The organism is Pseudomonas sp. 2995-3, assembly GCF_002742565.1.
Classification (GTDB): Bacteria; Pseudomonadota; Gammaproteobacteria; order Pseudomonadales; family Pseudomonadaceae; genus Aquipseudomonas; species Aquipseudomonas edaphica.
Genome location: NZ_LJSB01000223.1, coordinates 336,056 through 362,679, shown reverse-complemented (window position 1 = coordinate 362,679; position 26,624 = coordinate 336,056). Strand labels below are relative to the sequence as shown.

Annotated in this window: 29 protein-coding genes and 1 pseudogene; 17 read left to right on the top strand and 13 right to left on the bottom strand. The window is 57.6% G+C overall.

The genetic code is table 11. From position 1 onward, the window contains the following. Positions 1-23: 23 nt before the first annotated feature. Positions 24-1,688 (top strand): gamma-glutamyltransferase, encoded by a 1,665-nt coding sequence (gene ggt, locus AOA62_RS22625; protein ID WP_256591558.1) that lies wholly within the window; start codon positions 24-26, stop codon positions 1,686-1,688. Between the two features lie 156 nt (positions 1,689-1,844). Here the strand turns inward: ggt and AOA62_RS22620 are convergent, their stop codons facing one another. Beyond that, a complete protein-coding gene (locus tag AOA62_RS22620) occupies positions 1,845-2,234 on the bottom strand; it encodes a helix-turn-helix domain-containing protein (protein WP_012724350.1) in 390 nt (129 codons plus the stop codon). Between the two features lie 112 nt (positions 2,235-2,346). Here AOA62_RS22620 and namA point away from each other — a divergent pair, with 112 nt between their 5' ends. From namA to AOA62_RS22600, 4 genes are all read left to right on the top strand, one after another. Next, on the top strand, positions 2,347-3,387 hold the full coding sequence (namA, locus tag AOA62_RS22615; protein WP_099491992.1) for an NADPH dehydrogenase NamA: 1,041 nt from the start codon (positions 2,347-2,349) through the stop codon (positions 3,385-3,387). 66 nt (positions 3,388-3,453) lie between these two features. Then, the gene (locus AOA62_RS22610; RefSeq protein ID WP_099549809.1) at positions 3,454-3,837 is read left to right on the top strand and encodes a nuclear transport factor 2 family protein; all 384 of its coding nucleotides are present in this window, start codon (positions 3,454-3,456) and stop codon (positions 3,835-3,837) included. Positions 3,838-3,906: 69 nt separating this feature from the next. Further along, positions 3,907-4,926, top strand: coding sequence for an alpha/beta hydrolase (locus AOA62_RS22605; RefSeq protein WP_099549808.1), 1,020 nt, complete (start codon positions 3,907-3,909; stop codon positions 4,924-4,926). 231 nt (positions 4,927-5,157) lie between these two features. Beyond that, a complete protein-coding gene (locus AOA62_RS22600) occupies positions 5,158-5,595 on the top strand; it encodes a nuclear transport factor 2 family protein (protein WP_046036384.1) in 438 nt (145 codons plus the stop codon). A gap of 72 nt (positions 5,596-5,667) precedes the next feature. Here AOA62_RS22600 and AOA62_RS22595 read toward each other — a convergent pair whose 3' ends face one another. Next, positions 5,668-6,543 (bottom strand): LysR family transcriptional regulator, encoded by an 876-nt coding sequence (locus tag AOA62_RS22595; RefSeq protein ID WP_046036268.1) that lies wholly within the window; start codon positions 6,541-6,543, stop codon positions 5,668-5,670. A gap of 153 nt (positions 6,544-6,696) precedes the next feature. Here AOA62_RS22595 and AOA62_RS22590 point away from each other — a divergent pair, with 153 nt between their 5' ends. After that, positions 6,697-7,278 carry a TetR/AcrR family transcriptional regulator gene (locus tag AOA62_RS22590; protein WP_169985955.1) on the top strand — a complete coding sequence of 194 codons (582 nt, stop codon included), beginning with the start codon at positions 6,697-6,699 and terminating at the stop codon, positions 7,276-7,278. On the opposite strand, the gene AOA62_RS22585 is transcribed toward AOA62_RS22590, so the two are convergent. Both AOA62_RS22585 and AOA62_RS22580 read right to left on the bottom strand, forming a co-directional pair. Beyond that, a complete protein-coding gene (locus tag AOA62_RS22585; protein WP_099549806.1) occupies positions 7,275-7,940 on the bottom strand; it encodes an NAD-dependent epimerase/dehydratase family protein in 666 nt (221 codons plus the stop codon). The genes AOA62_RS22590 and AOA62_RS22585 overlap by 4 nt on opposite strands. Then, positions 7,937-8,608 carry an NAD(P)-binding oxidoreductase gene (locus AOA62_RS22580; protein WP_099549805.1) on the bottom strand — a complete coding sequence of 224 codons (672 nt, stop codon included), beginning with the start codon at positions 8,606-8,608 and terminating at the stop codon, positions 7,937-7,939. Before AOA62_RS22580 ends, AOA62_RS22585 begins: the two co-directional genes overlap by 4 nt. Before the next feature lie 294 nt (positions 8,609-8,902). Between AOA62_RS22580 and AOA62_RS22575 the strand changes: the two genes are divergently transcribed. Then, positions 8,903-10,105 (top strand): pyridoxal phosphate-dependent aminotransferase, encoded by a 1,203-nt coding sequence (locus AOA62_RS22575; protein WP_099549804.1) that lies wholly within the window; start codon positions 8,903-8,905, stop codon positions 10,103-10,105. Positions 10,106-10,138: 33 nt separating this feature from the next. Here AOA62_RS22575 and AOA62_RS22570 read toward each other — a convergent pair whose 3' ends face one another. After that, complete coding sequence (locus AOA62_RS22570) at positions 10,139-10,771, bottom strand: TetR/AcrR family transcriptional regulator (RefSeq protein WP_010656563.1); 633 nt, start codon at positions 10,769-10,771, stop codon at positions 10,139-10,141. 109 nt (positions 10,772-10,880) lie between these two features. Then, a complete protein-coding gene (locus tag AOA62_RS22565; protein ID WP_099491999.1) occupies positions 10,881-11,216 on the bottom strand; it encodes a LysR family transcriptional regulator in 336 nt (111 codons plus the stop codon). Positions 11,217-11,322: 106 nt separating this feature from the next. Between AOA62_RS22565 and AOA62_RS22560 the strand changes: the two genes are divergently transcribed. From AOA62_RS22560 to AOA62_RS22545, 4 genes and pseudogenes are all read left to right on the top strand, one after another. Next, positions 11,323-11,904, top strand: a complete 582-nt coding sequence (locus AOA62_RS22560; protein WP_010656561.1) for a TetR/AcrR family transcriptional regulator — start codon at positions 11,323-11,325, stop codon at positions 11,902-11,904. Between the two features lie 51 nt (positions 11,905-11,955). After that, positions 11,956-13,059: an alkene reductase gene (locus AOA62_RS22555; RefSeq protein WP_099549803.1), complete on the top strand. Its 1,104-nt coding sequence runs from the start codon at positions 11,956-11,958 to the stop codon at positions 13,057-13,059. Positions 13,060-13,129: 70 nt separating this feature from the next. Next, entirely contained in the window at positions 13,130-13,873 is a 744-nt protein-coding gene (locus tag AOA62_RS22550; protein WP_010656559.1) for an SDR family oxidoreductase, read from the top strand. A gap of 155 nt (positions 13,874-14,028) precedes the next feature. Next, a pseudogene (locus AOA62_RS22545) lies at positions 14,029-14,178 on the top strand (FAD-dependent oxidoreductase); the annotation flags it as partial. Here the strand turns inward: AOA62_RS22545 and AOA62_RS22540 are convergent. From AOA62_RS22540 to AOA62_RS22520, 5 genes are read right to left on the bottom strand one after another with little or no spacing between them, the layout of a single operon-like run. Further along, the gene (locus AOA62_RS22540) at positions 14,175-14,753 is read right to left on the bottom strand and encodes a flavin reductase family protein (protein WP_099549802.1); all 579 of its coding nucleotides are present in this window, start codon (positions 14,751-14,753) and stop codon (positions 14,175-14,177) included. The pseudogene AOA62_RS22545 and the gene AOA62_RS22540 overlap by 4 nt on opposite strands. Positions 14,754-14,809: 56 nt before the next feature. After that, positions 14,810-15,259 carry an SRPBCC family protein gene (locus AOA62_RS22535; protein ID WP_034105446.1) on the bottom strand — a complete coding sequence of 150 codons (450 nt, stop codon included), beginning with the start codon at positions 15,257-15,259 and terminating at the stop codon, positions 14,810-14,812. Between the two features lie 44 nt (positions 15,260-15,303). Then, positions 15,304-15,690 carry a nuclear transport factor 2 family protein gene (locus AOA62_RS22530; protein ID WP_064052537.1) on the bottom strand — a complete coding sequence of 129 codons (387 nt, stop codon included), beginning with the start codon at positions 15,688-15,690 and terminating at the stop codon, positions 15,304-15,306. 56 nt (positions 15,691-15,746) lie between these two features. Further along, the gene (locus AOA62_RS22525) at positions 15,747-16,130 is read right to left on the bottom strand and encodes a nuclear transport factor 2 family protein (protein ID WP_010656555.1); all 384 of its coding nucleotides are present in this window, start codon (positions 16,128-16,130) and stop codon (positions 15,747-15,749) included. Positions 16,131-16,140: 10 nt separating this feature from the next. Further along, positions 16,141-16,779 carry a TVP38/TMEM64 family protein gene (locus tag AOA62_RS22520; RefSeq protein WP_099492270.1) on the bottom strand — a complete coding sequence of 213 codons (639 nt, stop codon included), beginning with the start codon at positions 16,777-16,779 and terminating at the stop codon, positions 16,141-16,143. Between the two features lie 414 nt (positions 16,780-17,193). Between AOA62_RS22520 and AOA62_RS32070 the strand changes: the two genes are divergently transcribed. Both AOA62_RS32070 and AOA62_RS22505 read left to right on the top strand, forming a co-directional pair. Next, positions 17,194-17,490: a hypothetical protein gene (locus AOA62_RS32070; RefSeq protein ID WP_178075647.1), complete on the top strand. Its 297-nt coding sequence runs from the start codon at positions 17,194-17,196 to the stop codon at positions 17,488-17,490. Positions 17,491-17,697: 207 nt separating this feature from the next. Then, a complete protein-coding gene (locus tag AOA62_RS22505; protein WP_256591561.1) occupies positions 17,698-17,823 on the top strand; it encodes a hypothetical protein in 126 nt (41 codons plus the stop codon). A 334-nt stretch (positions 17,824-18,157) separates the two neighbouring features. On the opposite strand, the gene AOA62_RS22500 is transcribed toward AOA62_RS22505, so the two are convergent. Next, on the bottom strand, positions 18,158-19,072 hold the full coding sequence (locus tag AOA62_RS22500) for a LysR family transcriptional regulator (RefSeq protein WP_099549801.1): 915 nt from the start codon (positions 19,070-19,072) through the stop codon (positions 18,158-18,160). A gap of 247 nt (positions 19,073-19,319) precedes the next feature. On the opposite strand from AOA62_RS22500, the gene AOA62_RS22495 reads away from it, so the two are divergent. From AOA62_RS22495 to pgm, 4 genes are all read left to right on the top strand, one after another. Next, a complete protein-coding gene (locus AOA62_RS22495; RefSeq protein ID WP_017135574.1) occupies positions 19,320-20,342 on the top strand; it encodes a zinc-dependent alcohol dehydrogenase family protein in 1,023 nt (340 codons plus the stop codon). Between the two features lie 720 nt (positions 20,343-21,062). After that, a complete protein-coding gene (locus AOA62_RS22490) occupies positions 21,063-22,493 on the top strand; it encodes a hypothetical protein (RefSeq protein WP_099549800.1) in 1,431 nt (476 codons plus the stop codon). Continuing rightward, positions 22,490-23,896 (top strand): PLP-dependent aminotransferase family protein, encoded by a 1,407-nt coding sequence (locus AOA62_RS22485; RefSeq protein ID WP_099549799.1) that lies wholly within the window; start codon positions 22,490-22,492, stop codon positions 23,894-23,896. Before AOA62_RS22490 ends, AOA62_RS22485 begins: the two co-directional genes overlap by 4 nt. 106 nt (positions 23,897-24,002) lie before the next feature. Beyond that, positions 24,003-25,649 carry a phosphoglucomutase (alpha-D-glucose-1,6-bisphosphate-dependent) gene (gene pgm / locus AOA62_RS22480; RefSeq protein ID WP_099549798.1) on the top strand — a complete coding sequence of 549 codons (1,647 nt, stop codon included), beginning with the start codon at positions 24,003-24,005 and terminating at the stop codon, positions 25,647-25,649. Between the two features lie 115 nt (positions 25,650-25,764). Here pgm and AOA62_RS22475 read toward each other — a convergent pair whose 3' ends face one another. Continuing rightward, positions 25,765-26,460 carry a pirin family protein gene (locus AOA62_RS22475; protein ID WP_099549797.1) on the bottom strand — a complete coding sequence of 232 codons (696 nt, stop codon included), beginning with the start codon at positions 26,458-26,460 and terminating at the stop codon, positions 25,765-25,767. Positions 26,461-26,624 lie beyond the last annotated feature (164 nt).

Below are 26,624 nucleotides of genomic sequence, written 5' to 3'. Positions count from 1 at the left end.
CACTATGGATGGTGTTGCTATTTATGGGAACTTATCAACTGGCGGTCGCCAGCCCACGCACGGCGTTGACGCACTCTGCGGTGGCCGTACCTGACCAATTTGCTGCGGACACCGCCAACGCAATCTTTGCCAAAGGCGGGAATGCCGTAGATGCGGCTGTCGCCGTTGCCTTTTCCCTGGCCGTGACCTACCCCGAAGCCGGGAACATCGGCGGAGGCGGTTTCATGACCGTCTACTTCAAGGGCAAACCCTACTTTCTCGATTACCGCGAGCGTGCGCCGCTGAAAGCGACGCGAGACATGTTCGTCGACAGCTCGGGTAAAAAAGTGATTGCTGCCGACCAACCGCAAGGCAGTGTGATCGGCCACCGGTCGGTGGGCGTGCCGGGGACGGTCGCCGGTCTGTGGGAAGCGCACAAACGTTTTGGCAAGCTCAAATGGACGCAGCTGATCGAACCGGCCATTCACTATGCGCGCCATGGTTTCGTCGTCGATGAAGCACTGGCCAGTATCGCTACGAGCGAAAACGAAAAACGCTTCGCCGGTAAAACCAACTTCGCTGAACATTTCGGCAAGCTGCAGGCCGGTACCACCTTTAAGCAGCCCGAACTTGAGGCGGTACTCCGACGCATCGCCGCGCAAGGTCCTAAAGGATTCTACGCCGGTAAAACCGCTGCGTTGATCGTGACCGATATGAGTGCCAATGGCGGGCTGATCAGCACGCAGGACCTGGCCGACTACAAAGCCGTGTGGCGAGATCCCATACAAGCCAACTGGAATGGCTTTCAGATTGTCACCGCTCCACCGCCCAGCTCCGGCGGGGTCGCGCTGGTGCAACTGTTGAAGATGAAAGAGATGCGCCGCGAGGATTTCCAGGGCGTGCCGCTCAATTCCGCGCGCTATATGCACCTGGTGGCGGAGATCGAGAAGCGGGTGTTTGCCGATCGGGCGCAGTACCTGGGCGATCCGGATTTTTACACGGTGCCGGTGCATGAGTTGATCGACGAGCACTACCTGGCGGGCCGGGCGTCGCAGGTCAATTTGTCGGTCCCTTCGGACACCAATAAGGTTGTCGCCGGTCTGAATATTGAATCGCCGGAAAAACCCCAGACCACGCACTTCTCAATCGTCGATAAATGGGGCAATGCCGTTTCCAACACCTACACGCTCAATGGCTTTTTCGGCTCCGGTGTGGTCGCAGAAAAAACCGGTATTTTGCTCAATGACGAGATGGATGACTTTTCGGCACTGGCTGGGGTGCCCAATCAGATGGGTGTCGTGGGTACTGATACCAATGCTATCGAACCCGGAAAGCGGCCATTGTCTTCGATGACTCCGACGATTTTCCTGAAGGACGGCAAGGTCGCCCTGGTCATTGGTACACCGGGTGGCTCGCGGATTTTTACGTCTATCTTTCAGGTTGTCAGTAACGTGTATGACTTCCACCTAGGGCTAAAAGACGCGGTGGGTGCGATGCGCTTTCACCACCAGTTGCTGCCTGCCAACACGATCTTCTGGGAGCCCTACGCGCCGATTTCCGGGCAACTGGCGGCGGACCTTGACGTCGCTGGCTACTACCTGGCTAACCAGGGCTTCAACGGTGATATTCAGGCAATCCGCGTTGAGCACGGCGTGCCTGAACCCGTATCTGATCCCAGGGGGAGGGGCGTCACGTCCATCGCCAAGTAGCGGGTCAATCCGCTCGTCTGGCTTACGAGCATTTGGCCAGAAGCACTCGGTAAGGGGGTGGTCATCCAGGTGGATCGAGATCCACCAGAGCCCACGCCCCAGTGCTAGTTCTTTATCCTGCGCTGAGGCGTTCGCCTGCCTGACAAGAATCTAAAGTTAGGCGAGCGATTCAAATGAATTTGCATCAATCTCAGCGCGCCTGAATGCCAGGATTGCATGCTCATGCACCGCTCCCCACTCCCGCATCGCGCTGATCAGTGGGGCAAGCGTGTTGCCTAATGCTGTTAGGGAATACTCGACCTTGGGCGGGACCTCTCGATAGATTTCGCGATGGATAACCTTATCTGTCTCCAGCTCTCTGAGTTGTAGTGTGAGCATTCTCTGGGTCACATCTGGCATCAGCCGACGCAATTCGTTGAACCGCTTCGTTCCTGACATCAGATGGAACAGTATGAGCGATTTCCATTTGCCGCCGATGACATCCACCGTAAAGGCGACAGGACAGGCAAACGCTTCTACTTCACTCTGTGGGGTGCATTTCTTCAAAGGGATCTCCTAGGTATAAAAAATGTACCTACAGCACAAAAATGTGCGTACTTACGCGAATCGGATGCGCACGTTAACATTATTCCATATCGATCACTATGGAATTAGTTAGATGAGTTTGCTGCTGTCCCCTCATGAAATCAAAGGCCTTAAACTGAAAAACCGCGTCGTTATGTCGCCGATGTGCATGCACATGGCTGCCGATGACGGCTTTGTCACTGAGTGGCACCGAGTGCATTACGGTGCTCGCGCCTTGGGCCAGGCGGGGCTGATTTTTCCGGAAACGCTGGCAGTCCACGCCGACGGTCGTATCGGGGCCGGTGACCTCGGTATCTGGAGTGACGCACACATCGTCGGCTTGAAAGCGCTGACCGAACTGCTTCACAGCTTTGGTGCAAAAGCCGGTGCTCAGATCGGCCATGCGGGGCGCAACGCTGACCTGCCCAATCTCATTCACATCGCGCCATCGGCTATCCCGTTCACGGAAACCAGCCCCGTGCCTCGCGCACTCGCGGCTGACGAAATTCCGGGGTTGGTAAAGCTCTATGGCGATGCCGCACGACGCGCCAGTGACGCGGGCTTTGATGTGCTTGAGATTCATGCCGCTCATGGCTATTTGCTGAATGAGTTCCTCTCCCCACTCGCCAATACCCGCGACGACGAATATGGCGGTGATGCCAAGCGTCGCTATCGCTTCCTGCGCGAAGTGCTGGAGGAAGTCAAAACCCATTGGGGCGATCGTCCTCTGTTTGTCCGTATCTCCAGCTCTGATTACGCCGAAGGCGGAAATACCCCCGAGTCGTTCCTTGAATACGGTCGCTGGATGAAAGAGCAAGGCGTCGATCTGATCGACTGCAGCTCCGGCGGGATCAAGATGATCAAGGTTCAGACCTATCCTGGTTACCAAGTCCCGGCCGCTGAGTTGCTGCGCAAAGAATTGCATATTGCGACGGGTGCCGTGGGTGTCATCCAGAGTGGTCGTCAGGCCGAAGACATCCTGCAAAACGGCCGAGCTGACTTGGTGTTTGTCGGCCGGCAAATGCTGCGTGATCCGTTCTGGGTGCGCACTGCAGCAGATGATTTGAAAGAAATCATTGAGATTCCTGCTGCCTACACGCGTTACGGCTCTGTATGGCTTGATACCCAAGCCTGAACTTGTCCACGTCGAACGCGCCGCTGCGGTGCGCTAATCCTCAATCCAATGAAGCAGGAGTTAACCATGAGCAAACCTACTTACGTACACGAATACCACGCCATCACCGAGGTGCTGAACCAGTACATCGAGGGCTGCAAGCAAGCAAAAAGCAGCCTCATGAAGCCTGCTTTCAATGAGCAAGCGACCATGTTTAGCGTCGATGGCGACGGTAAGCTGGCCGGTGGCGCAATTCCAATCCTGTTCAAGGGGATTGATGAGGGTTTTCGCCCCTCTCCAGATGCACCGGCAGCTATCGTCCGCATTGAGATTGTCGGTACGGCGGCTAGCGCGCGCATCGACGCCAACGACATGTCAGGCATTTCTTTCACCGACTTTTTCCATCTGCTGAAAGTCGATGGCAAGTGGACGGTCGTCAGCAAGATCTTTCACACCCACGTCGCGCCTTGAACCTCTGTCGTCCTTGAGTCTGCTGTAGCTGATTGCTTCCCGGCACTCAGCCATACAAATGGAACCGTCATGAAAACCCTTACCTCCGCTCTCGCTTTTACGGTCGTTACTCTTGCGCCGGGTAGTGCCTCCGCCACCACATACCCGGGAGTTGAGCACAACACGGCGAAACTCTTGCAATCGCTTGAAGGTGTGCCGACGCTCGACTCCATGAAGCCGGTCGATGCCCGTGCCGCGCTGGCGGGCGCCCAGGCTGCCCCTCAAGTGGCCTTGCCGGCAGCTGATGTCAGTGAGAAGACGATCCGCGTCAACGGCAGCAATCTGAAGTTGACCATCGTGCGCCCGGTCGGTAGCCAACAGAAGACGCTGCCCGCGTTCATGTATTTCCATGGCGGCGGCTGGGTGTTGGGCGACTTCCCGACCCACGAACGACTGGTGCGTGACCTGGTGGTAGGCTCGGGTGCGGTGGCGGTCTTCGTCAACTACAGCCTCTCGCCAGAGGCGGCATATGGCGTCGCCACCGAGCAAGCCTATGCCGCGACAAAATGGGTCGCCGAACATGGCGAAGATATCAAGGTAGACGGCACTCGCCTCGCCGTAGCCGGCAATAGTGCTGGCGGGAACATTGCCGCCGTAGTTGCTCTGATGGCGAACGAGAAGGGTGGACCTGAACTGCGCTCGCAAGTGTTGCTGTGCCCAGTGACAGATTCCAATTTTGACACGCCGTCGTACAAGGAGTTTGCCAACGGCTATTTCCTGACGAAGGACATGATGGCGTGGTTCTGGGACAATTACGCACCCGACGCCGAGACACGCAAACAGATTTACGCTTCTCCACTGCAGGCCACGACCGAACAGTTGAAGGGCTTGCCGCCGACGCTGATCCAGACAGCCGAATTCGATGTCCTGCGCGATGAAGCTGAAGCTTACGGCCGCAAGCTCGACGCTGCGGGTGTGCCTGTGAAGACGGTTCGCTACAACGGCATGATTCACGATTTCGGTCTGTCGAATGGCTTCAGCCATCTGCCGACGCCGCGCAGCGCGATTGCGCAGGCTTCTCAGGAACTCAAGATCAACCTGAGCAAGTAATTTTAAAAACAAAGAACCCGCAGGTCACGGTGAAACTGCGGGCTTCGTCATTGAAAACACCTCGTCATCTCATTGCGAAGCTGCTTGCGCACAGTCGAATCCCGGAGTTTCTGCTGCGTTTGTGCGGTTGAGCATTTTTCAATAATTGCACTCATTATGAAGAGCGACTAAATGAAAGTTATATCTATTAAGCAGTTGTTTTTTTTGGCCTTGATTTCGACCTTAGGCGCGATGGCTCAAGCGGAAAACGCACCAGGTGGCCCACAAGTTCTCAGCAGTAAAACAGTCAGCAAAGCTACGTATGTAGAAGACTATCAAGCTATTACAGAGGTGCTTAACAAGTATATTGAGGGTTGCAAGCAGGCCAAGAGCAGTATTATGAAACCCGCCTTCAATGAACATGCGACGATGTACAGCGTCGGTGCCGATGGCAAGTTGGACGGCGGCGCGATTCCAATCCTGTTCGAGGGAATTGACAAGAATTTCCGTCCATCTCCCGACGCGCAGGCCGCGATTACTCGTATTGAAATCGTCGGTAATGCCGCGAGTGCTCGTATCGACGCCAACGGCATGTCAGGCCTCTCTTTCACCGACTTCTTCCAGTTGCTGAAAGTAGAAGGCAAGTGGACGGTCGTTAGCAAAATTTTCCAAACCCATGAAGCGCCTTAACTAGTTAGGGCCGCGCTGAAAATTGAGTTCGAAATCGAAGATGAGTTTCACGAAGTACTCGTCAGCACTTATCTAATGCTTCTTCACTGCATGCTCGGTAATCAGTTGAGCCAGTAGTTTTACTGGCTCAGTTAGACTGCGACGTGCACGGTGCACCAAACCAATATCGCGATGGAATGTACGTTGTTTCAGGTCGATTGCACGTACCTCGGCAGGCCATTCTTCACGGGTGGCCGTTTCAGGCACCAAGGCGACTCCAACGCCGTTTGCAACCAGTTTGACGATTGCATCCAGTTCATCGAGCTCGCAGACTTCGTGCAATGAAAAATGGGTTTGTCGCAGAAACCTATCCACTTGGCGTCCGCCGAAGGATGATCGGTCATAGCGTATAAAGGGTTGGCTCGATACCAATTCAGCCCAATCGTCTCCCGGCATATCGGCGGGGACGATCAGCCGGTAAGGTTCTCGCGCCAAGGTTGTCCAGCGCAGATCACTGTGAAGCGAGAAGGGCGGGCGGATTATCGCGGCCATATCGATTTCGCCTGAATCGACTTGGTTCACCAACTCCATCGACAAGCCGGGGAGCACTCGCGTCCTGCATTGCGCAGATCGTTGATGAAATTCAGCCAGGGCGTCTGGCAAGAAGGAGCGCTGAACCGAGGCAATCGCTCCAATGGTGACCAAAACGTTCGCAGGAAGACCCACCGATGTCGAGCCCAGATCTTTAAATTGGCGTACCAGTTCCTGACCCTGCGCCAAAACCTGGTGACCCATTCGATTTAACTGAGCCGAGCGTCCCTTACGGTCGAATAGCTGTACCCCTAGCTCCGCCTCAAGGCGTTGCATCTGGGCGCTGACGGCGGCTTGGGTGAGGCCGATTTTGCTGCCGGCAGCCGCAAATGTGCCTTCTCTCGCCACAGCGATAAGTGTTTTCAGTTCTTTGATCATGCTCAAATAATAATTATGTTTTGCTTCGAAATATATTTATATTTTTGTCGCTGAAGCGCTACGTAAAATTGCTTCCGATACAGGTGAACAAACGTCAGGCGCTCTAACGGGCGCCTGACGCTAGATCATTTTTTTGCTAGCATGCGCGGCATTATGAAGAAACCCGCCCATGACATGCGCCAGCACATCATCGATGTCGCCAGGTCGCTGATGACCCAGAAAGGTTACACCGCCGTCGGCCTTACCGAGCTGCTCGCGGCAGCGGGTGTACCTAAAGGGTCGTTCTATCACTACTTTCGATCAAAGGACGAGTTCGGCCAAGCGCTGCTCGAAGAGTACTTTGACGAGTACCTCACGCGTGTCGATGTGCAGTTGGCCAGTGAGGGCTCCGGCGCCGAACGTCTGCTGAGCTATCTACGCTATTGGGCCGAGACACAGGCGTTTGATCACACCGATCAAAAATGCCTGGTGGTCAAATTGGGGGCGGAAGTGTGTGACCTGTCCGAAAACATGCGCGGTGTGCTTGAGAAGGGTACTGCCCTGATTATTGAGCGGATGGTTCGTTGTGTTGAGCAGGGTAAAGCGGATGGCTCCATAAGTGCGTCGATTGACTCAGCAATATTGGCTGAAGCGCTCTACCAGATGTGGCTGGGCGCCTCGTTGTTGGTCAAGGTCAACAGAACACGCGAGCCTTTTGATGCTGCGCTTGATATGAGCCGACGCTTGTTGGCTTAGTTTCGATCGGCAGGCTTGGTCATGCTGCTCGATGGCACCACATGAATGCCAGGCTCCTGACTGATCGCGGCTTCAAGCAATGCCCGCGCAATCAGCGCCGGGGGATTGAGACGCCAGCGTTCAGGTAACAGCGGCGATGCAAGTTTGAGCATCCGGATCAGTGCACGCTCGGCATGGCGCACCTCCTCACGCTTGCCTCCGATGACACCCGGCCGCACGTACGTCAGCGATTCAAACCCCACCCTCGCCAGATCCTGTTCCAGGCGGCCTTTGACCTGGTTATAGAAAAACGAAGATCCCGCATCTGCGCCGATAGCCGAATTGAGCACGTAGGTCGGCGTTCCATGCGCGCGTGCGAGCCTGGCCACTGCCAATGGATAGGTGTGGTCGACTCGCTCGAAGGCTGCTCTGGAGCCAGCTGTTTTAAGCGTGGTACCCAGCGTGCAGATCACAGCATCTGCTTGCCAGCGATCAGCCTGTTCGTCCAAGTGATCAAAATCGATGGGCGTGGCGATGAGTTTAGGGTGCGCCGCCAAAGTCTTGCGTGTTGGTGCGTAGACCTTGCCGACGCGCGGATCCGACAGGGCCAGATCCAGTACATGGCTGCCAACCAGCCCGCTTGCGCCGACCAGTAGCAGCTTGAATGTTGTGGGTTCGTTCATGCTTGAGTGCTATCCGGCACAAAACTCTGGATAGCCTCGTTGACCGGTGTGCTGCCTTGGGTCAGTTCGATAATGACGCGACTGACGCCGGGCTGTTCGATGATCTGCAACAAGGCTGCGGCGACATCGTCGCGCGGCACGTCGCCATAGGGGATAGCCAGGCCAGCGTGGACCTTGCCACTGCCGGGTGAGTCCAGCAAGGTGCCGGGGCGCAGAATGACCCAATCTAGATCGCTTGCGGCCAAGTGCACATCGGCGCGCTTTTTCACGGCCATGTAGTTTTCGAAGGTCTCGGAAACTGATTTTCCACGCGATGCCTCTGGAAACGCCGACACAAGAATAAAGCGCTGAATGCCCGCCAACTCAGCCGCGGCTACGGACAGCTCAAGGCCGTGACCGTCGATGGCATCCGTCATCTGCTCGCCGCCTTTGCCGCCGGCACCCGCCGCGAATACCACGGTATCACTGCCCGCCATCAGCTTGGCCAGAGCCTCTGTGTCGAGGTCAAGCAAGTTACCCGCCACGGGGATGGCGCCGAGTGCTTCGAGTCCCTCGGCCTGTTCCGCATGACGGTATAACGAATGTGGTTGATGGCCTCGGTCTGCCAGTTTTCGAGCAAGGCTTCGGGCCACTTTACCCGAACCACCGACGATAAAAACTGAGTGCATAGTTCCTCCAGATCAGGCGATGTTTCAAAAATGTCCCCTCAAGCGAACCTGCAAACGCGCTCGGCGAATGCACGCCGAGGGTTATTCTATATTGGTCACTACAGAAACTGTCAAGCGCCTGGGAGATTTGGCCCCGGGCACGTGCCTTGTCTTCAATCGGCGCAAGAGGCCAAAAAAATCAGCCCGGAATAAACAAATAAAATTGATTTTTTGCATCCATATATATTGTTTTAATTGTCTGCTGGAGGCCGCTAGCATTGATGCACTATCAACAAAAGCTCAAAGAGTGGCCCCATGCAATTGCTCGGAAATTTGCTGAAAGCGGTTAAGCCCTCGCCAACGCTGGTAATCACGCGCAAGGCGGCAGAGTTACGCCGCAATGGGGCCGATATCATCAGCCTGTCAACCGGCGAGCCGGACTTTCCAACCCCCGATCACATCAACGCGGCTGCCAAGGCGGCGATTGATGCAGGCCAGACCCGCTACACCGATGTAGACGGCACTCCAGAACTCAAAGCGGCGATCGTTCGAAAATTTCAGCGTGAAAACGGCATCACCTACGCGACAGACGAAATCAGCGTCGGCACCGGCGGTAAGCAAGTGCTGATCAATGCGCTGCAGGCCACCCTTAACCCCGGGGATGAAGTCATCATTCCTGCGCCTTACTGGGTGTCCTATCCGGACATGGTGCGCCTGGCGGGGGGCACGCCCGTGGAAATCCGCTGCGCGGCCCATCAGCATTTCAAGATCACCGCTGAGCAACTCCAGCAAGCCATCACGCCGCGTACCAAGTGGCTGATTTTGAATTCGCCAAGCAACCCGACGGGGGCGGGTTATAGCGCGGCAGAGCTTGATCGGTTGGGCGCCGTATTGTTGGAGCATCCGCAGGTCTACGTGCTGACGGATGATATGTACGAGCACCTGAGTTACGACGGTTGGGTGTTTTCCACGCTGGCTTCGCAGGTGCCGGCGTTACATGGTCGCGTGCTGACCGTGAATGGCGTTTCAAAGGCGTATTCAATGACGGGCTGGCGCATTGGTTATGCGGGCGGTCCTAAACCGTTGATCGCCGCCATGGCCACCATTCAATCGCAGACCACGAGCAACCCCTGCGCAATATCCCAGGCGGCTGCCGTGGCAGCGCTGGACGGGCCTATCGATTTTCTGGCTGAGCGCAATGAAGTGTTTCGTCAGCGCAGGGATCTTTGCCTGGACGCTTTTAACACCACTCCCGGCCTGGGATGTCGCCGTCCGGAGGGCGCTTTTTATCTCTTCCCTTCATGCTCGGGGCTGTACGGGCGCAAAACGCCTGCAGGAGCGGTGCTGACTAATGACGTGGATGTCTGCCAGTACCTGCTCGAAGCCGCACAGGTGGCGGTGGTACCGGGGAGTGCGTTTGGGTTGGAGGGTTATTTCCGCATCTCCTTTGCGACCTCCACGGTGCTGCTGGAGCAGGCATGCGCGCGCATCAAGGCTGCGTGTGAACAGCTTGCTTGAATGCAGCGCGTGGTTTGGCGGAGTTGGTTCCAGTCAAGCTGACAGGGAAGGGCTCAGCATCGCTACGGCTGTTGCGCCGATGCCTTGCAGATCTTCCCTGCTGGCAGCGTCATGTGCCTGCAGGGACATGCCCTCGAGCAATGTATTCAAGGCAGCGGCGAGCAGGCGAGTGTTGGTTTCCGGTTTGAGCTGACCTTGTTCCACTGCGCGATCCAAGCGCTGCTGTAAGTAGTCACGGCCTTCCTGGCGCAAGGCCTTTAGGGTCGCGGTGACTTCACCGGCATCGTCGGAGACATTGACTGCCGCGAGGACGACCATGCAGCCGCAGGGCGCCTCGGGTTCGGTCAAGATCGACGCGGAGGTGTGGAAGAACTCGCTGATGGCAAGCACGATGTCGGGCTCGGTGTCCATGCGCTCCCACGTGGCATCCCAGAACGTCGCTTCGTAGTAGGCAACCGCTTCGAGAAACAACTTGGCTTTGTTGCCGAACGCCGCATACAGGCTGGGAGGGCTGACGCCCATGGCTGAACACAATTCCGCCACAGAGGCCGGCTCGTAGCCACGCCTCCAAAACACTGCCAGCGCCTGCAGCAGAGCCTGGTCTCGATCAAACGCGCGCGGGCGTCCTTTTGCGCGTGGAACAGAGATTGGGGTGGAGTTGGTCATTGAGTGCAGCACCTTGGGGGCGTATCGCCAGACGAGCATGCCTGGAAGAAAGTTCTGCCCAATGATACACAAAATGAAATTTTCGGTTGCGTAGCGTAATTCTGAGCTTTCAGTTCGGCCGTGACGGGTGCCCAAGGGCCGGTACGTTGTATCGCTCAAGCACGTGGCCAATACCGCTCAATAGCGGTATCACATGCTTCGCAATATCATCGGCGACTGCGGTGGGCACCATCTCTGCGTTTCGGCGAAAAAACAGTGGGTCCTGAAAAACCAGCCTGAGTTTGGACAGGCTGTTGCTGACCGCAGGTTGCCCAATGTTCAACCGCTCGGACGCCCTGGTGACACTTTTTTCCTGATACAGCGCAGCGAAGATCACCAGGCAATTGAGGTTGAATTGCGCAAGGCACTCGGTGTTGAACGTTGACGTGGGGGGAGGGGTGTTCATGAGCTTTACCCTGTCATTTGTCTTCGTTCGCCGTTGGTCGTAGAACGTGAGCCTATTCTAAAATTTACTAGACGACCGGTCTAGTTTTAATTAGGGTGGCTGCATTATGAAAAAGCATCATTCTGAAACACGCCAACACATCCTGGATGTCGCCAGGACGTTGATGACTCACAAAGGCTACACCAGCGTAGGGTTAGCTGAGGTGGTAGCGGCTGCGAGCGTGCCTAAAGGTTCGTTCTACCACTACTTCAAATCCAAGGAAGAATTTGGTCAGGCATTGCTTGAGCAGTATTTTTCCGACTACCTCGCAACAGTCGACACGCTGTTGATGGGTTCTGCACCCGCCGCGCAAAGGCTGCTGAGTTACTTCCAGTATTGGGCGCAAACCCAGTGCTCTGATTTGCCTACCGACAAGTGCCTGGTGGTCAAGTTGGGCGCCGAGGTCTGTGACCTCTCGGAGGGCATGCGCCTGGTGCTCGACCGAGGCACGCAGGCTATCCACGCAAAGCTTGAGCGCTGTATTGAGCAGGGGCTTGTCGATGGCTCGATCACGTCCACAGCGCCAAGCGCGACGCTTGCGCAATCGCTCTATCAGGTTTGGCTCGGCGCTTCGTTGATGATGAAGATCGGCAAGCGCGACGACGCCTTTGAAACATCCCTGACTCTGGCAAAGCGACTTTTGTCGTAGTTATTTTTTACCAACTTACTAGACGACCGGTCTATTTAATTGAGGTCTATCATGACAGACAACGCCACTCGTACCGACTTATTCACCCCCATCAACCTGGGCGCGATGAAACTCGCCAACCGTATTTTGATGGCGCCTGTAACCCGTAGCCGCTATGCCGAAGATGGCATCCCCAACGAGCTGCACGCTGAGTATTACGCTCAACGCGCCACCGCGGGCTTGATCGTCGCCGAGGCCACCAATATTTCCGCGCAAGGCCGCGGTTACGCGGCCACCCCCGGCATCTGGAGCGAGGAGCAGGTTGCGGGCTGGAAGAAAGTCACGGACGCCGTGCATGCCGCCGGCGGGAAGATCGTCAGCCAACTATGGCATGTGGGACGGTTCTCCAGTGTCGAGCTGCAACCTGACGGTGCCGCACCGGTCGCACCTTCCGCGATCAAGGCTGAAGGCGACACCTATACCACCAACGGCTTCGTTCCGGTGTCGATGCCACGGGCACTTGAAACCGATGAGATCCCGGGGATCATCGAGAAGTACAAGCGTGCTGCCGAGAATGCCAAGCGTGCCGGTTTTGATGGTGTAGAGGTTCACTCAGCTAACAGCTACCTGCTGGACCAGTTCCTGCGGGACTCGACGAACCATCGCACCGACCAGTACGGCGGCTCCATCGAGAACCGTGCACGTCTGACCCTGGAAGTGACCGAAGCAATCGTCGAAATCTGGGGCAACGACCGTGTTGGCATTCGTTTGTCGCCGGTGACGCCTGACGCCGGCAACACGCCGCCCGACAGCAACGTGATGGCGATGTATGGCTACCTGATCCAGAAGTTGAACGCCTTCGACCTGGCTTACCTGCACTTCGTTGAAGGCGCTACCGCCACCTCGCGTGAAGTACCGGAAGGCGTGGACATGGACGCATTGAGCGCGCAGTTCAACGGGCCCTTCATCGGCAACAACAACTACGACCTGGACATGGCTATTGAGCGCCGCGCCCAAGGCAAGATCGACGCGGTAGCGTTTGGCCGCCTGTTTATCTCCAACCCGGACCTGGTCGAGCGCTTGCGCCGTGGGGCCGAACTGACCATCGCACCGCGCGAGTCGTATTACGGCGGCGGCGCCAAAGGCTACACCGACTGGCCTGTCGGCAACTACTGATCCGCTTACATCCGCGATAACCCCAAAAACTGCCCGCACAGACGGGCAGTCACCAACGAGAGGAACGCCCATGAACTATCTGCAGAATAAAACCGCGATCATCACTGGCGCATCGTCCGGCCTGGGTGCTGCATCGGCACGTGCCTTGTCCGAGAAAGGCGTTCGAATTGTCGCAGCAGCCCTGGACCAGCAAGGCCTGGACGCCATCGTCAGCGAACTGAAAGGCAAGGGCGGTGAAGCGGTAGGTCGCGTCAGCGACGTTACCAACCCTGAGGATATGAAAGCGCTCGCGCAATTCGCCCAGGACTCTTTCGGTTCGGTGGATATCCTGATCAACAACGCAGGCTTGATGCTGTTTTCCAACTGGGTCGACCTAGCCACCGATGATTGGGAAAAGATGATCAACGTGAACATCAAAGGCTACCTGCATGGTATCGCGGCGGTGTTGCCGTTCATGCTGAAACAGAAGTCGGGCCAGATCCTGAATATGGATTCGGTCGCCGGTCACCAGGTTGGGCCTGCTGCGGGTATCTACAGCGCCACTAAGTTTTTCGTGCAGGCCATGACTGAGTCGATGCGCAAAGAGCTAGGTGTGCAGCACGGCATCCGTGTCAACACGGTCAGCCCGGGTGTGATCAACACCGGTTGGGCCGATAAAGTCACCGACCCGGCAGGCCGTAAAGCGGCTCAAGAGCTGAATAAAATTGCTATCTCGCCGGACGATATTGGTCGCGCAGTGGTGTATGCACTGAATCAGCCTGAAAACGTCACCGTCAACGACCTGATCATTTCGCCGACCCGTCAGGATTGGTAAGTCATAAGCGTTGAAATCACCCAGCCCAGGCACCGGCGCGACGCTGTGTGCCTGGGCGCTATAGGATCCGTCCTGTGCTCCCGAGTAAAAGCACTGAGACCCTTCAATGACACTCGTATTTTGATTGTCGACGGTGGCGCTGGCGAAGAGCCTGCGTGACGCTGGAAGGATGGTTGGCGCGGGCGTTCTATGCATCGCTGTACCGCATGCCTCAAGTCGCGCGCTATGGCCTGGTACCCTATGCATTACTGATGTCGGGTAACCACCTGGGGCCAGGCACCGAGCCTCGGTTGAAACTGCACTAGATCACTGATGGGGTTAGCGCTTCTCCGATCGCATAAAAGTGGCCGCCTGCGATGTAGTGCAGGCTACGAAAGTCCGGGTGCGCACGCTCAAAGAGCCAATGACCGTCGCTGAATACCCGTGTGTCGGCCCAGGCAGCGACGACTTCACCGATAAACAGGTCGTAGGTCGACTGGTTGTGCGGTTCGGGCAATAGTTTGCACGCAAGCCAGGCCGAGCAGCCGGCCACGAATGGCACGTCATGGCCGCTGATACTGAATAGCTCCACGCCGCTATGAGCCAGCTTCTGTGGATCTTCCTGCAGGCTGACGCTGCCGACATCGCGGGTCAATTGCAGCTGTGCCACGGTGGGAACCTGAATCACAAAGAGGCCGCTACGCTCTACCAGTTCGCGGGTTTTGGCGATCTTGTCCAGCACCACAGTGACTTTGGGCGGTGAGAAATCCAATGCACAGGCCCATGCCGCGGCCATCACATTTCGAGTCTCCTCGTGTTGAGCAAAAACCAGCACGGTGGGACCGTGGTTGATCAGCCGATAAGCTTTTTCAAGCGGCACTTCGGCAATGTGATCGTGCATCGTAACTCCAGAAAAATTGAACCCCGCATCCATTGCTGGAGCGGGGTAGGGCACATTCACGCGGTGGCGGTTTGGTTCAGGTAAACCTGGAGGCTTTCATGCCCGCCGACAATGAGCGACTCGATGGTCGAGGTCCATTGCCCCTGGGGATCAGGCTCGCGCGTGTCGAAGGTCGCAGACCACAGAATCACGGTTTTCTGCTCGCCGGTCAGCGGGATCAGTCGCACGGTCAACACGTAGTTGTCGACGGGCAGTGGCGCTTCAACGAAGCGGTAGGAGAACTGCAGATTCACCGCGTCTACCGACAACAACTGCTCGCGCAGAATGGCGCCGTCCTGCAACGTCAGCCGACGAATGCAACCGACCAGACCGTCCGGCTGACCGTCTTCGATGACGCTCTGCGGGATCGCCGGGTGCCACTGGCTGATTTTCCCGAAGCGCTTGAGTACATCCCAAACGCGCTCGGCGCCGCCGTCTACCACTGCGCTGTATTCAACTTTTGCCATGATTCATCACCTTAAGAAACAGCATTACGTTCAGGCTGCTCGGGTCAGCCTTCAAACTGGTGATAAACCTTGGCGATCACCTTCCAGGTGCCGTCGATTTTGATCAGTGTCAGGTAATCGTTGTAGTCGGCACCGATCGCGTCCTTTTCCATGTCCACACGTACCACGGCGGTGGTTGGGGTGATCGCCAGCACGTCCAGGCGAGTGCTGATATCCGGGGCCTTGCCATTAGTGCGGACGAAGTCGAACAGGTTGCTGATCGGGCCGCCCAACAGTTTGCCGTTGGTGAAGCCGTACATCACCGCTTCCTTGTGGAAGGCCTGCTCCAGCACTTCCGGGCTGCCGGCACGCAGGCCGTCAGCGTATTGCTGGGCCACGGCGACAACGGCGTTGTAGTCCTGGGTGGGTACAGCTTTGATGTTTTTGCTCATGGTCAAACCCCTTTGCATGGTTTTGGCGCCAACAGGGCGCGGTTCAAACGGCTGGGTTAAGGAGCAACGTGGGTGTGGTAGATCTTGCTGATGACGGTCCACTTTCCGTCAACCTTCAGCAAGTTGAAGAAATCGGTGAAGCAGAAGCCGGAGATGTCGTTGGTATCGATACGTGCGCTGGCAGCGGTGCCCACGATATCGACGTTGACGATGGCGCCTTTGGCTTCCGGTGACGGCCGGAAGGCGCTGTCGATGATGTCGAACAGACCCTGGATCGGGCCTCCGGTCAGCTTGCCTTCGCCATCTACACCAAAGATGGTGGCCTGCTCGCTGAAGGCAGGTTTCATGAGGCTGCTTTTGGCTTGCTTGCCACCTTCGTTGTAGTGGTTCAGCACCGTGACGATGGCGTTGTAGTCTTCGACGTAAGTTGGGTTGCTCATGGTGTAACTCCTAGTTTGAAGAGGGTTGAAGAAGGGCTTGGTTGATCGCTTTGCGTGCATATCTGGCGACGGTCAGTAAGGCGATCAATGCAACGACCAGACCCGTCCAAGTCATCATTTGAGTCGATCGATTGGTCGTTACCTCGCCACTGATTATCTGTGCGACATCAGCCGCCAGAGAGCCCAAGTACGCATACAGAAATGTTCCAGGAAGCAGGCCGATCCAAGTCGCCAGGAGGAAATCTCGACGGGCGATTCGGCTGGCTCCGAGTCCATAGCTCAGCGGAGCGAACGGCACGATGGACGCTAGGCGTAAGAGAAAAACAATTCGAAAACCTCCTGACTCGATTGCGTGGTCGACCGCCGCTGATGTGGGGCTGTTCGCCAGGCGTCGTTTGACCCAAGGGCGCAGAAGCGATCTGCCCAAGGCAAATGCGACCGCTGCAGACAGCAAGCCAGCGGGCGAGATGAGCAGCGTTCCCCCCATCGGGCCGTACAAAAAACCGGCGAGCGCCGTAAGCATCGAGGCGGGTACGAAGGCGACAGTGCCCACCACAAATATCGCGGCATATAGCGCAATCCCGACGACTGCGAGCGAGCGAATAATCTCGGTCCACTGGGCGACGCTGTGTACGGCCAGGTCTATCACGTTGCCTACCCGATTCATTCAGTTTGTGGGAATGCTTCCCGTCCAGCGCATCACTGAAAGCCATTTAATTAGCGATCGCTACATATCGCGTGCATTTTATAGTGGTCACTACAGTTAGTGTCAAGACATTTGCTTTCGGTGTTGGTGGGGGCGAAGTGGGCGTTCGACGGTGCTTTGCAACCAATGCCTGATGCCCTGCGGGAGAACACCATGACGCCAAGGTTTTAAGCACAGGACACCTGTTTCTACAGCTCCATGGGCACCTACAGTTTTGAGGACAGGTGCGAGATGACTAAGGCGGTGGTTATGACGCCACCTATCTTTCAATCTGCGATGGACGCAACTGGGCAACTGCCCAGCAATTGAACAGCGTCAAGGACGCGTTACGACATTGAGGTAGCGGGCATCTATGTGGTGCTCAACCTGCGCCTTGGCGCAGAGGCGGAGCAGAACGCGGGCATTTATCAGATGCTGAAAGTGGCACCGCCACGCTCCACCGTCGAATTGGTGATTAAAACCGCGGGGGATTTCGCGCGTTCGGACCCAGTGGGCGATGAGCCTGTGGTGCGTTTGTTGGCCGAAGCCTTGTCTATCGCACAGCAGAGCAATATAGGCATCCTGATCTACTCGCATTTGCTGCACTGGAGCGAAAAGCACGACGACGCCCTGCGCATTTGTGAGCGACTCAATCACCCCAACCTGGGCCGCTGATTCACGCCAGTGTCAATATGATCACCTTCGGCCACGCGGAGTTTGCCCAGCTAATCCTGGAGGTGTTTGCCCTTTTGCAAGACCGGGCTTTGCTGCGGGGCCTCAACCGCAAGAAACTCATCGTGTACTTCGTCTCTGGGCTGATGCTTAAAGGGCGTCAACGCGCGCAGCGCCGGGATAATCATCTCACTGGAGCCGGTCTACGCCATGGCCTACGCGTGGTGGTGGTTCCATGGAGCGCCGTCATATCGGATGTTGACAGGAGCGGTGTTGATGGTGCTGGCGATTGTGTTGTCGGCACAGAGTGCGGGGGGAATCGCGCAGGACCAATAGCGGAGCGGCTACTTGGCTCACCTATGGTGATCTCGCCACGTCTTGTGATAATCAGGGTAGGGCAGATCACAGGTGCTTCCTGTTTTTCAAAAAACTCTCAGGATTCCCACAGATATGTTGAAAGCCTCAGGCCGGTCTATCGATTTGCAGAGACTCCGATCGGAACTGCCCTTATCAATAGCCTGTTTGGCCTTAGGCTGGGGGCATCCTTTTCGAAGCATCCAATGCATGCCATCAGATGTGCCCCCAATTTAGCAATCCACCGGAAGTGAATGGAGCTCCATGGTTGGTGGAAACGCAAAAATGATCAGCCGAACAGCCTGCCAGACAACGCCTAAAGACTCTCAGGGTCGCCAAAAAACATCTGAATCCGCGACCTCAACCACCGCTCCCCCGGATCATTATCCTGCGACCCACGCCACGCCATGTGCAGCTCAAACGTGCGCACCGGCAACGGTGGGTCCTCGGCGCGCAAACCGCCCGCCGAGGTCAGTGCTTCGGCGGCGTAATCCGGCACGGTGGCGAGGATGTCGGTGCCGGCCAGCAGTGTGCCCAGCCCGTTGAATTGCGGCACGGCCAATACCACGTGGCGTTTGCGATCGAGTTTTTCCAGCTCTTCATCAATAAACCCGCTCAGGTCGCCTGCGAAGGACACGAGGGCGTGAGGGCGGGCGCAGAAGTCGTCCAGGCTCAGGGAGCCGGGCACGCTGTCGGCGCGCAGCAGTTTTGGCAGGCTGCGGCGCAGCACTTTGCGCTTGGCGTTGGCCGGCAGGTCGGCGGTGTAGCTGACGCCGATGGAAATTTCCCCGGAGGCCAGCAGGCCCGGCATCAGGATGTAGTTGACGCGGCGCACCACCAGCACGATGCCAGGCGCCTCGGCGCGCAGGCGTTTGAGCAGTTGCGGCAGCAAGGCGAATTCAACGTCGTCGGACAGGCCGATACGGAACACGGCGGTGCTGGTGGCCGGGTCGAACTCGGCGGCGCGGCTCACCGCGGTGGAGATCGAGTCCAGGGCCGGGGAGAGCAGGGCGAAGATTTCCACGGCACGTGCCGTCGGCTCCATGCTGCGCCCGGTACGTACAAACAGCGGGTCATCGAACAGCCCACGCAGACGCGACAACGCCGCGCTGATGGCCGGCTGGCCAAGGAACAATTTCTCGGCAGCGCGGGTCACACTGCGCTCATGCATCAAGGTTTCGAATACGATCAAGAGGTTAAGGTCGACACGACGCAGGTCGTTACGGTTCATCTTGTGTCCTGGAAGAGTCAGCTAACTTGACGTGAGCGGCCACATGTAAACAATGACCGGCATGAATCTTACGGGGAAAGGCTGGTACTCTGCACCGGATAATTGAGTTTTCCTACGATACTTGAGGCAAATGCCTCAGTTGCGGAATCAATGACAGACATGTCGACTATTAATGGCGACCGGTGGCCTTACCTGGAAAGCCCAGATAGAGTTCATGGCATTAGAGGTTACTTTGACGAGGTTTGCGATGTCCCGCACGATCCGTTTTCACAAGTTTGGTCCGGCCGAGGTGCTCAAATGCGAAGAGCATGCAGCCGCGCAGCCCGCACCGGGCGAAGTGCAGGTGCGTGTCGAAGCGATTGGCATCAGCTGGTATGACATTCTGTGGCGCCAGAACCTGGCGTCCTCCCATGCACGCTTGCCGTCCGGCCTTGGCCATGAGATGGCCGGTGTGGTGGTGGCCCTCGGTGAGGGCGTGGATGACTTGGCGGTAGGCGATAAGGTGGCCAGTTTTCCGGCCGAGAGCCCCAATGATTACCCCGTGTATGGCGAGCAAATCGTGCTGCCGCGTTCGGCGCTGACCCGTTATCCGGATGTGCTGAGCCCGATTGAAGCCAGCGTGCATTACACGCCGCTGTTGATCGCCTACTTTGCCTATATGGACCTGGCGCGGGTCAAACCCGGCCAGTTTGCCCTGGTGACTGACGCCAGCCACTGTGCCGGCCCTTCGTTCGTACAACTGGGCAAGGCGCTGGGCGTGCGCGTGATCGCCGCCACCAAGGACAGCGCCGAGCGTGAATACCTGCTGTCGCTGGGGGCCGAGAAGGTCATTGTCACCGAAGAGCAGGACCTGCTGATGCAAATCAACAAGTTCACAGATAACCGCGGCGTGGATGTGGTGTTCGATGGCTTGGGCGGCCCGCAGATGTCATTGCTCGGTGATGTGCTGGCGCCCCGTGGCAGCCTGGTGCTCTACGGCTTGCAAGGCGGCAACCAGACGCCGTTCCCGGCCTGTGCAGCGTTCCAGAAGAACATCCAGTTCTTTGTGCACTGTATCGGTAACTTCACCGGTAAGCCGGAGTTGGGCATCATTCAGGACCACGTTGCCTTGCAACGCGCCTTGCGTGACATCAACCAACTGACGGCCGATCGCGTGCTGGTGCCGCTGAAAACCACCGTGTTTGCGTTCAACCAGTTTGTAGAAGCACACCGTTACATGGACGAATGCCCGTGCCGCGAGCGCGTTGCGTTGCAGGTTGAGGCTGTTTGAGGTGTAGGAAGATTCGTAAATGAGTTTTACAAACCCTCGGCGCATGGGGCAAATGCGCCATTTGAAAGGGTTGAATCCGCGCGTTGTCTGAAACGCGCAACGGCCGTCCGGTCCCGCAAACGATGCCCTTTTTCCCGCCGCCGCCCTGAAATTCAGCGCGGCGTTGTTGTGTCTGCGCCCTGCGTATTTGGCCCGGCAACTATCTGAACTGGTTTTCGGCCAGCTTCTGTATCTGTTAATCATTATTTCAGCCCTGATAATTGGTACTTCACTTTCAACTCAAGGACTGGGTAATGAATGATTGTCTGATTCATCAGCAGGTACTTCCTGCAACTACGCGTGACGCCATTGCTATCAGGACGCGAGGTGATCGGCACGCCAAGGACTGGTTCCGATCGATGCATGACCGGAGATTGAAAATTGACAAGTTTTATTTGTCAGATGGATCTTTAAATTCGAGGTTAAAGAGTTGTAGGAGCTTGTCTGAATATTCCTAGGAGCGCTGCTGAAAATCGCTGGGATGCTTGCGGTACGGCTGTTCGACGCCAGCGCTGCCGTGCAAGGAGCCCCCTACGCGGTCCTTATCGATTTGTTACCGGGTGCTAGTGTTTATCTGTCGCACACACTGCGCCGCAGGCAACGTTCTTACACATGCAATAGATCGGACAACTACGCTCGGTAGTTGTTTTGAACTGATATTTCAACTCAGGTAGTAGAACTATGAGCGCTATTCACGAGCAGGCCATGAATTATGTTTACCAGCAAGTTCAACAACGCTTGGTTGGGTATTTCACACGCGCGGAGCGCACCGCACTTCAATTATTGATTCAGCGTATTGTCGTGGCCGCCGGCGGCATGGAACAAGTAGGCGATTACAAAGTGCTGGTGGCCCATGGCGGTGGCGAAGTCAGCAGCTACACCTTGGCGCTACTGCGTGCCGCACAGTTGAGTATTGCCGCACGTGCGCCCAGGACCTTCCAGTTACGGGTGGCAACGTTACGCCACGCGGGTATGACGCAAGAAACCCTCGACGCGATTCATCGCGGTTATAGCCGGCTGTTTTTCCATGATGACGAGCGGGTCGAGTTGTTGATGGTCGAAAACGAACAGGTGTTGCCCTTCAACCATCAGCGTCCGGCCTCCAGCCGTGGCTGTGAAGCTCACCAGCGCAACATGTTGATGGTGGGGCACCTGACCTCCGGCGATGTTCGCGCCACGCTGTGTAACGATGCCTACCTGGCACTGGGGGACTTTTATCAGCGTGTCACCGCCTGGAACGGTGGCGTGCACGCGCTGGTCAGCGGCGATTCCGCGCGCAAACAGAGCCAACTGCTGGCGTGGCTGAAAAAAGCCGCCCAGGCCAAAAGCGTCAAGGCCGCCAAGGGGATACCGACGTCGCTTGGCGGGTTGTTCACGCGCATGGATGAGTGGAGCGGCGATTTCTACCGTGACCTGTACGGCGAGCACTATGTGCCCAAAGCTGACGTCAGCCCAGGCGGGTATCGCCACCTGGCCTATATCGGCATTGCCGACTTGCTCGAAGGCATCGACCGCGCGACTGCGCCGTTGCTCATCGACTTCATGGCTTACACGCCAGATCCGTTGGGCTTTCACTTTAGCCACCCAAGCTTTGCCAACCCACCGTTGATGGCGCACCTGCGCGGCCTGCAGGCCGAATGCCTGCGCGAGTTGCATTACGAGGAGGGCGTGGAGGAGTTCCTCGGGCAGGCGCGCAATTACCTGCGGCGTCGGCAGGTGCCCGAAGAGCTGGTGAACCAGGTCGCCAATCGCGGGGAGCGTGCGTTGTCGAGCAGCCTTGCCCAACAATTTTTCGGTCTGGACGAGAACCAGTTGGTCTGCCTGCTGTTTTCGCCTTTCATTCATCATGGCGAACGGCTGGAAGGCTATTTGCGTCAGTGCCACCCTGGCATGCTGGTGGCGTTGCCCGAGTTGCACAAGGTTTTGCAGGGTAAACCGGCAGCCGAGATGCTGCAGCAATGGGTCGCCGATGCCAGTGGGTTGCCGTTGCCTTTGCTCCAGCATCTGTACCGCAAGCGGCCGATGAACCTGGCCCTCGGCGGTGCCCGCAGCGCGCCTGTGCAAAGGTCTCAAGCCCGTGATGGCATGGCCTTTCAGCTGTCTGGGCGATGACGCTGCGGGGCGCACGGCAGGCTGACTTTGCTTATCAGGCGGTCTACCGCTACATGATCAGCCTGATTAACGAGGTGAGCACGGATACGCGCGTAAAGCTGCCGTCATTGCGCCAGTTATCCCAGCGACTCAACGTGTCGATCTCCACCATTCAATATGCGTATTCGTTGCTGGAAAAGGAGGGCAGGGTGTATTCGGTGGCCAAGTCGGGGTACTACGCCTGGCCGCTCGCCGGTGGACCCGTGGCGTGTCCCAGCGGGGATCTGCTCGAGCGTCTCTATGTGGCGTCCCGGCGCCCGGGCATGACAGTGCTCAGCGGCGATGAACCGGCCTTGCTGGCATCATTGGACGGCACCTTGCTGCGCCTGGAGCGCGAGTTGGTGCGCCAGTATCCTGGGCATCTGCAGCCTTGGTCACAGCCCTGCGGGGTGTGGGAACTAAGAGCCGCACTGGCGGCTCGCTACACCTCATCACCCACCCGCTGCTGGCATGCTGATGACGTGTACATCGGCGCGGACTTGCGCGGTGTGCTCGACATCCTTATCGAGGTATTGGGCTTGCGCGGTGCCTCGGTGGTGGTCGAGTCACCCTGCGAGTGGTCGATCCTGCGCCTGCTGCAGGATGCCGGGGTACGTGTCCTTGAACTGCCCTGGGGCGAGGATGGCCGCCTGGAACTGGCATTGCTTGAAGGGATGCTGCGTCACGAATCAGTGCAATTGGTCGTGCTGTCGTCGTCGATCAGCTTGCCGTCAGCCTTTGCCTTGCAGCCCCAAGACCGCCTCGAGGTGGCGCAACTGCTCGATCGGTACGATTGCTGGCTATTGGAAAACGATACCTGCGGCGAACTGGGATTCAAGCCGGCACCGGTTGCCCTGCGCGATCTGGTCAACCCTGAGCGGTTGGTGGTGTTTGCCTCTTTCGAGAAAATACTCGGGCCAGAGGCGCCGTTTGGCTACGCATTGTCGCGGCACTTAAGCGGTGAGTTGCAGCGCCAGTTCCTGCTGCGCTCGTTCCGGCTATCCTCAATTCGCCAGCGCGCGATTGCGCGCCTGTACCACAGCGGCAAGATCGACCAGCACTTGCACCACTTACGCCTTCTGCTGCGTGAGCAGGCGCGCGAAATGGGCGAACTTGTGGGTCGGCACCTGGCTGATCAAGTGACTTACCGAATGCCGGCGGGCGGGGCCACCTTTTGGTTGGGCGCCTCCCGGGCGGTGGACATGCGCAAGGCTTTCCACGCCTTGCTGGCCCGTCAGGTAGTCGTGGCGCCCGGTGAGTTGTTCAGCCTGTGCGGCCTGCATCACCAGCATCTGCGGTTGAGCAGCACCTTCCATGGGCAGCCCAACCTGGACATTGCCCTGGCCTTGGTGGGCGAGGCGCTACGTGATGCACAGATCAGCTAGATGCATGAAATTTCTCTGTGTCTTGTAGGATCAATACCGTCGCGCAGTAGTCCAACTCTCAGTAAACTGTCATTTTTTCCGAATCCTTCTTTCTCGAGGTTTATGCATGACAATCAGTCCTTTTGCGGGCAAGCCGGCGCCAGCTCAGTTGCTGGTGGATATCCCGCGACTGGTCACGGCCTATTACACCGGCCAGCCTGATGCAGCGATCTCCACCCAGCGCGTGGCCTTTGGTACTTCCGGTCACCGTGGCAGCTCGTTCGAGCTGAGTTTCAACGAATGGCACGTACTTGCTATCAGCCAGGCTATTTGCCTGTACCGTGAAGCCCAGGGCATCAATGGTCCCTTGTTCGTCGGCCTGGACACCCACGCACTGTCGACTCCAGCGGGCGCGAGTGCCCTGGAAGTGCTGGCCGCCAACGGCGTGCACGTGATGCTGGCTGAAGGCGATGAATACACGCCGACCCCGGCCATCTCCCACGCCATCATTTGCTACAACCGTGGCCGTACCAGCGGCCTGGCAGACGGCATCGTGATTACGCCGTCGCACAACCCGCCACAAAGTGGCGGTTACAAGTACAACCCGCCCAATGGCGGCCCGGCCGATACCCACGTTACCAAGTGGATCGAAGCCAAGGCCAACGAGCTGCTGGCCAACAAACTGGCCGGGGTTAAACGCATTACCCACGCCCAGGCACTCAAGGCCGACACCACCCATCGCCATGACTACCTCAACAGCTATGTGGCCGACCTGGTCAATGTGATCGATATGGACGCCATCCGCAGCGCCGACCTGCGCCTGGGCGTGGATCCGTTGGGCGGAGCAGGGGTGCGCTACTGGTCGGCGATTGCCGAGCACTACCGTTTGAACCTGGACGTGGTGAACACCGAGGTCGACTCGACTTTCCGCTTCATGAGCGTCGACTGGGACGGCCAGATCCGCATGGACCCGTCCTCCAGCTATGCGATGCAAGGCTTGATCGGCCTCAAGGACCGTTTCGACGTCGCCTTCGCCTGTGATCCGGACCACGACCGCCACGGCATCGTTACGCCCTCGGGTGGCCTGCTGGCACCGAACAACTACCTCGCCGTGTCGATTGATTACCTGTTCCAGAACCGTGCGCAGTGGCGCGCCGATGCTGCGGTGGGCAAGACCGTGGTCAGCAGTGGCTTGATTGATCGGGTTGCGGCGCGTATCGGCCGTCGCCTGTTTGAGGTGCCAGTGGGCTTCAAGTGGTTTGCCGATGGCCTGTTCGAAGGCTCACTGGGCTTTGGCGGCGAAGAAAGCGCCGGCGCGTCGTTCCTGCGCAAGGACGGCACGGTGTGGAGCACCGACAAAGATGGCCTGATCCCGGCCTTGCTGGCCGCCGAAATGACCTCGCGCAAAGGCCAGGACCCCAGCCAGATCTACCGTGGCCTGACTGACGCGCTGGGCGAGCCGTTCGCGATTCGTGTCGACGCCAAGGCGACCCCGGCGCAGAAAGCGTTGCTGGGCAAGCTGTCGCCTGCGCAGGTCACCTCCACGCAACTGGCCGGGGAGAGCATCGAGCAGATCCTCAGCCACGCGCCGGGTAATAACCAGGCAATCGGCGGCTTGAAAGTGATGACCAAAAACGGCTGGTTCGCCGCACGGCCATCGGGCACCGAGGACATCTACAAGATCTACGCTGAAAGCTTTGTGGGTGAAGACCACCTCAAGCAGTTGGTGGAAGAGGCGCAGGTGCTGGTAGACGGCGCCATCAGTTCTAACTGACGCAATGTGGGAGCTGGCTTGCCTGCGATTGCATCAACTCTGTGTACCTGATGTACCGAGTTGTGCGCATCGCAGGCAAGCCAGCTCCCACAGTTGATTGGGTTCGGGCTGAAGGTCAGGCCAGGTCTACTAACACGATTTCGCTGTCTTCAACTGCTGTTACCCGCAACACCTGCTCATCTTCCACCGCCACACCGTCTCGCGCTTGCGCACGCAGGCCATTGACTTCAATGATTCCCGTCGCCGGCACCAGATACGCCCGGCGCCCGCTGTCCAGCCGATACTCGGCGCTTTCCCCAGCCTTCAGGTTAGCCGCCACCAGGCGTGCGTCCGCCCGAATGCGCAAGCTTTCAGTGTCACCGGCCTTGCCGCTGGCCAGGGTCACAAAACCCTCGCGATTGCCCTTGGGAAACGGCTTGGCACCCCATGATGGCGGCAGCCCGGCTTCATTCGGGATGATCCAGATCTGGAAAATCTTGGCGGGCATGGCTTCCAGGTTGTATTCGCTGTGGGCAATCCCCGTGCCGGCACTCATGACCTGTACGTCGCCCGCTTCGGTGCGGCCTTTATTGCCAAGGTTGTCGGCATGGCTGATGGCACCTTCACGCACATAGGTGATGATTTCCATGTCGCGATGCGGGTGCTGCGGGAAGCCCGTGCCGGGCGCAATGATGTCGTCGTTCCACACCCGCAGGTTGCCCCAGTGCATGCGCTTGGGGTCGTGGTACTCGGCGAAGGAAAAGTGATGATGGGCGTCGAGCCAGCCATGATGGGCGCCGCCCAGGGTAGTGAATGGTCGAAGTTCAAGCATGATGGGTCTCCTGTGGATGGTGGCTATCATCCAGCAGTACATGATCGATAAAAAGCGTAAAAAATGCCGGATTCCAATCTGTTTATTCGATTGATTGCTGGCGTTTTGACTTTTACTTCATCGCCTAACTGCATGACAACAAAGCAATTGGCTGGAACTGCGCG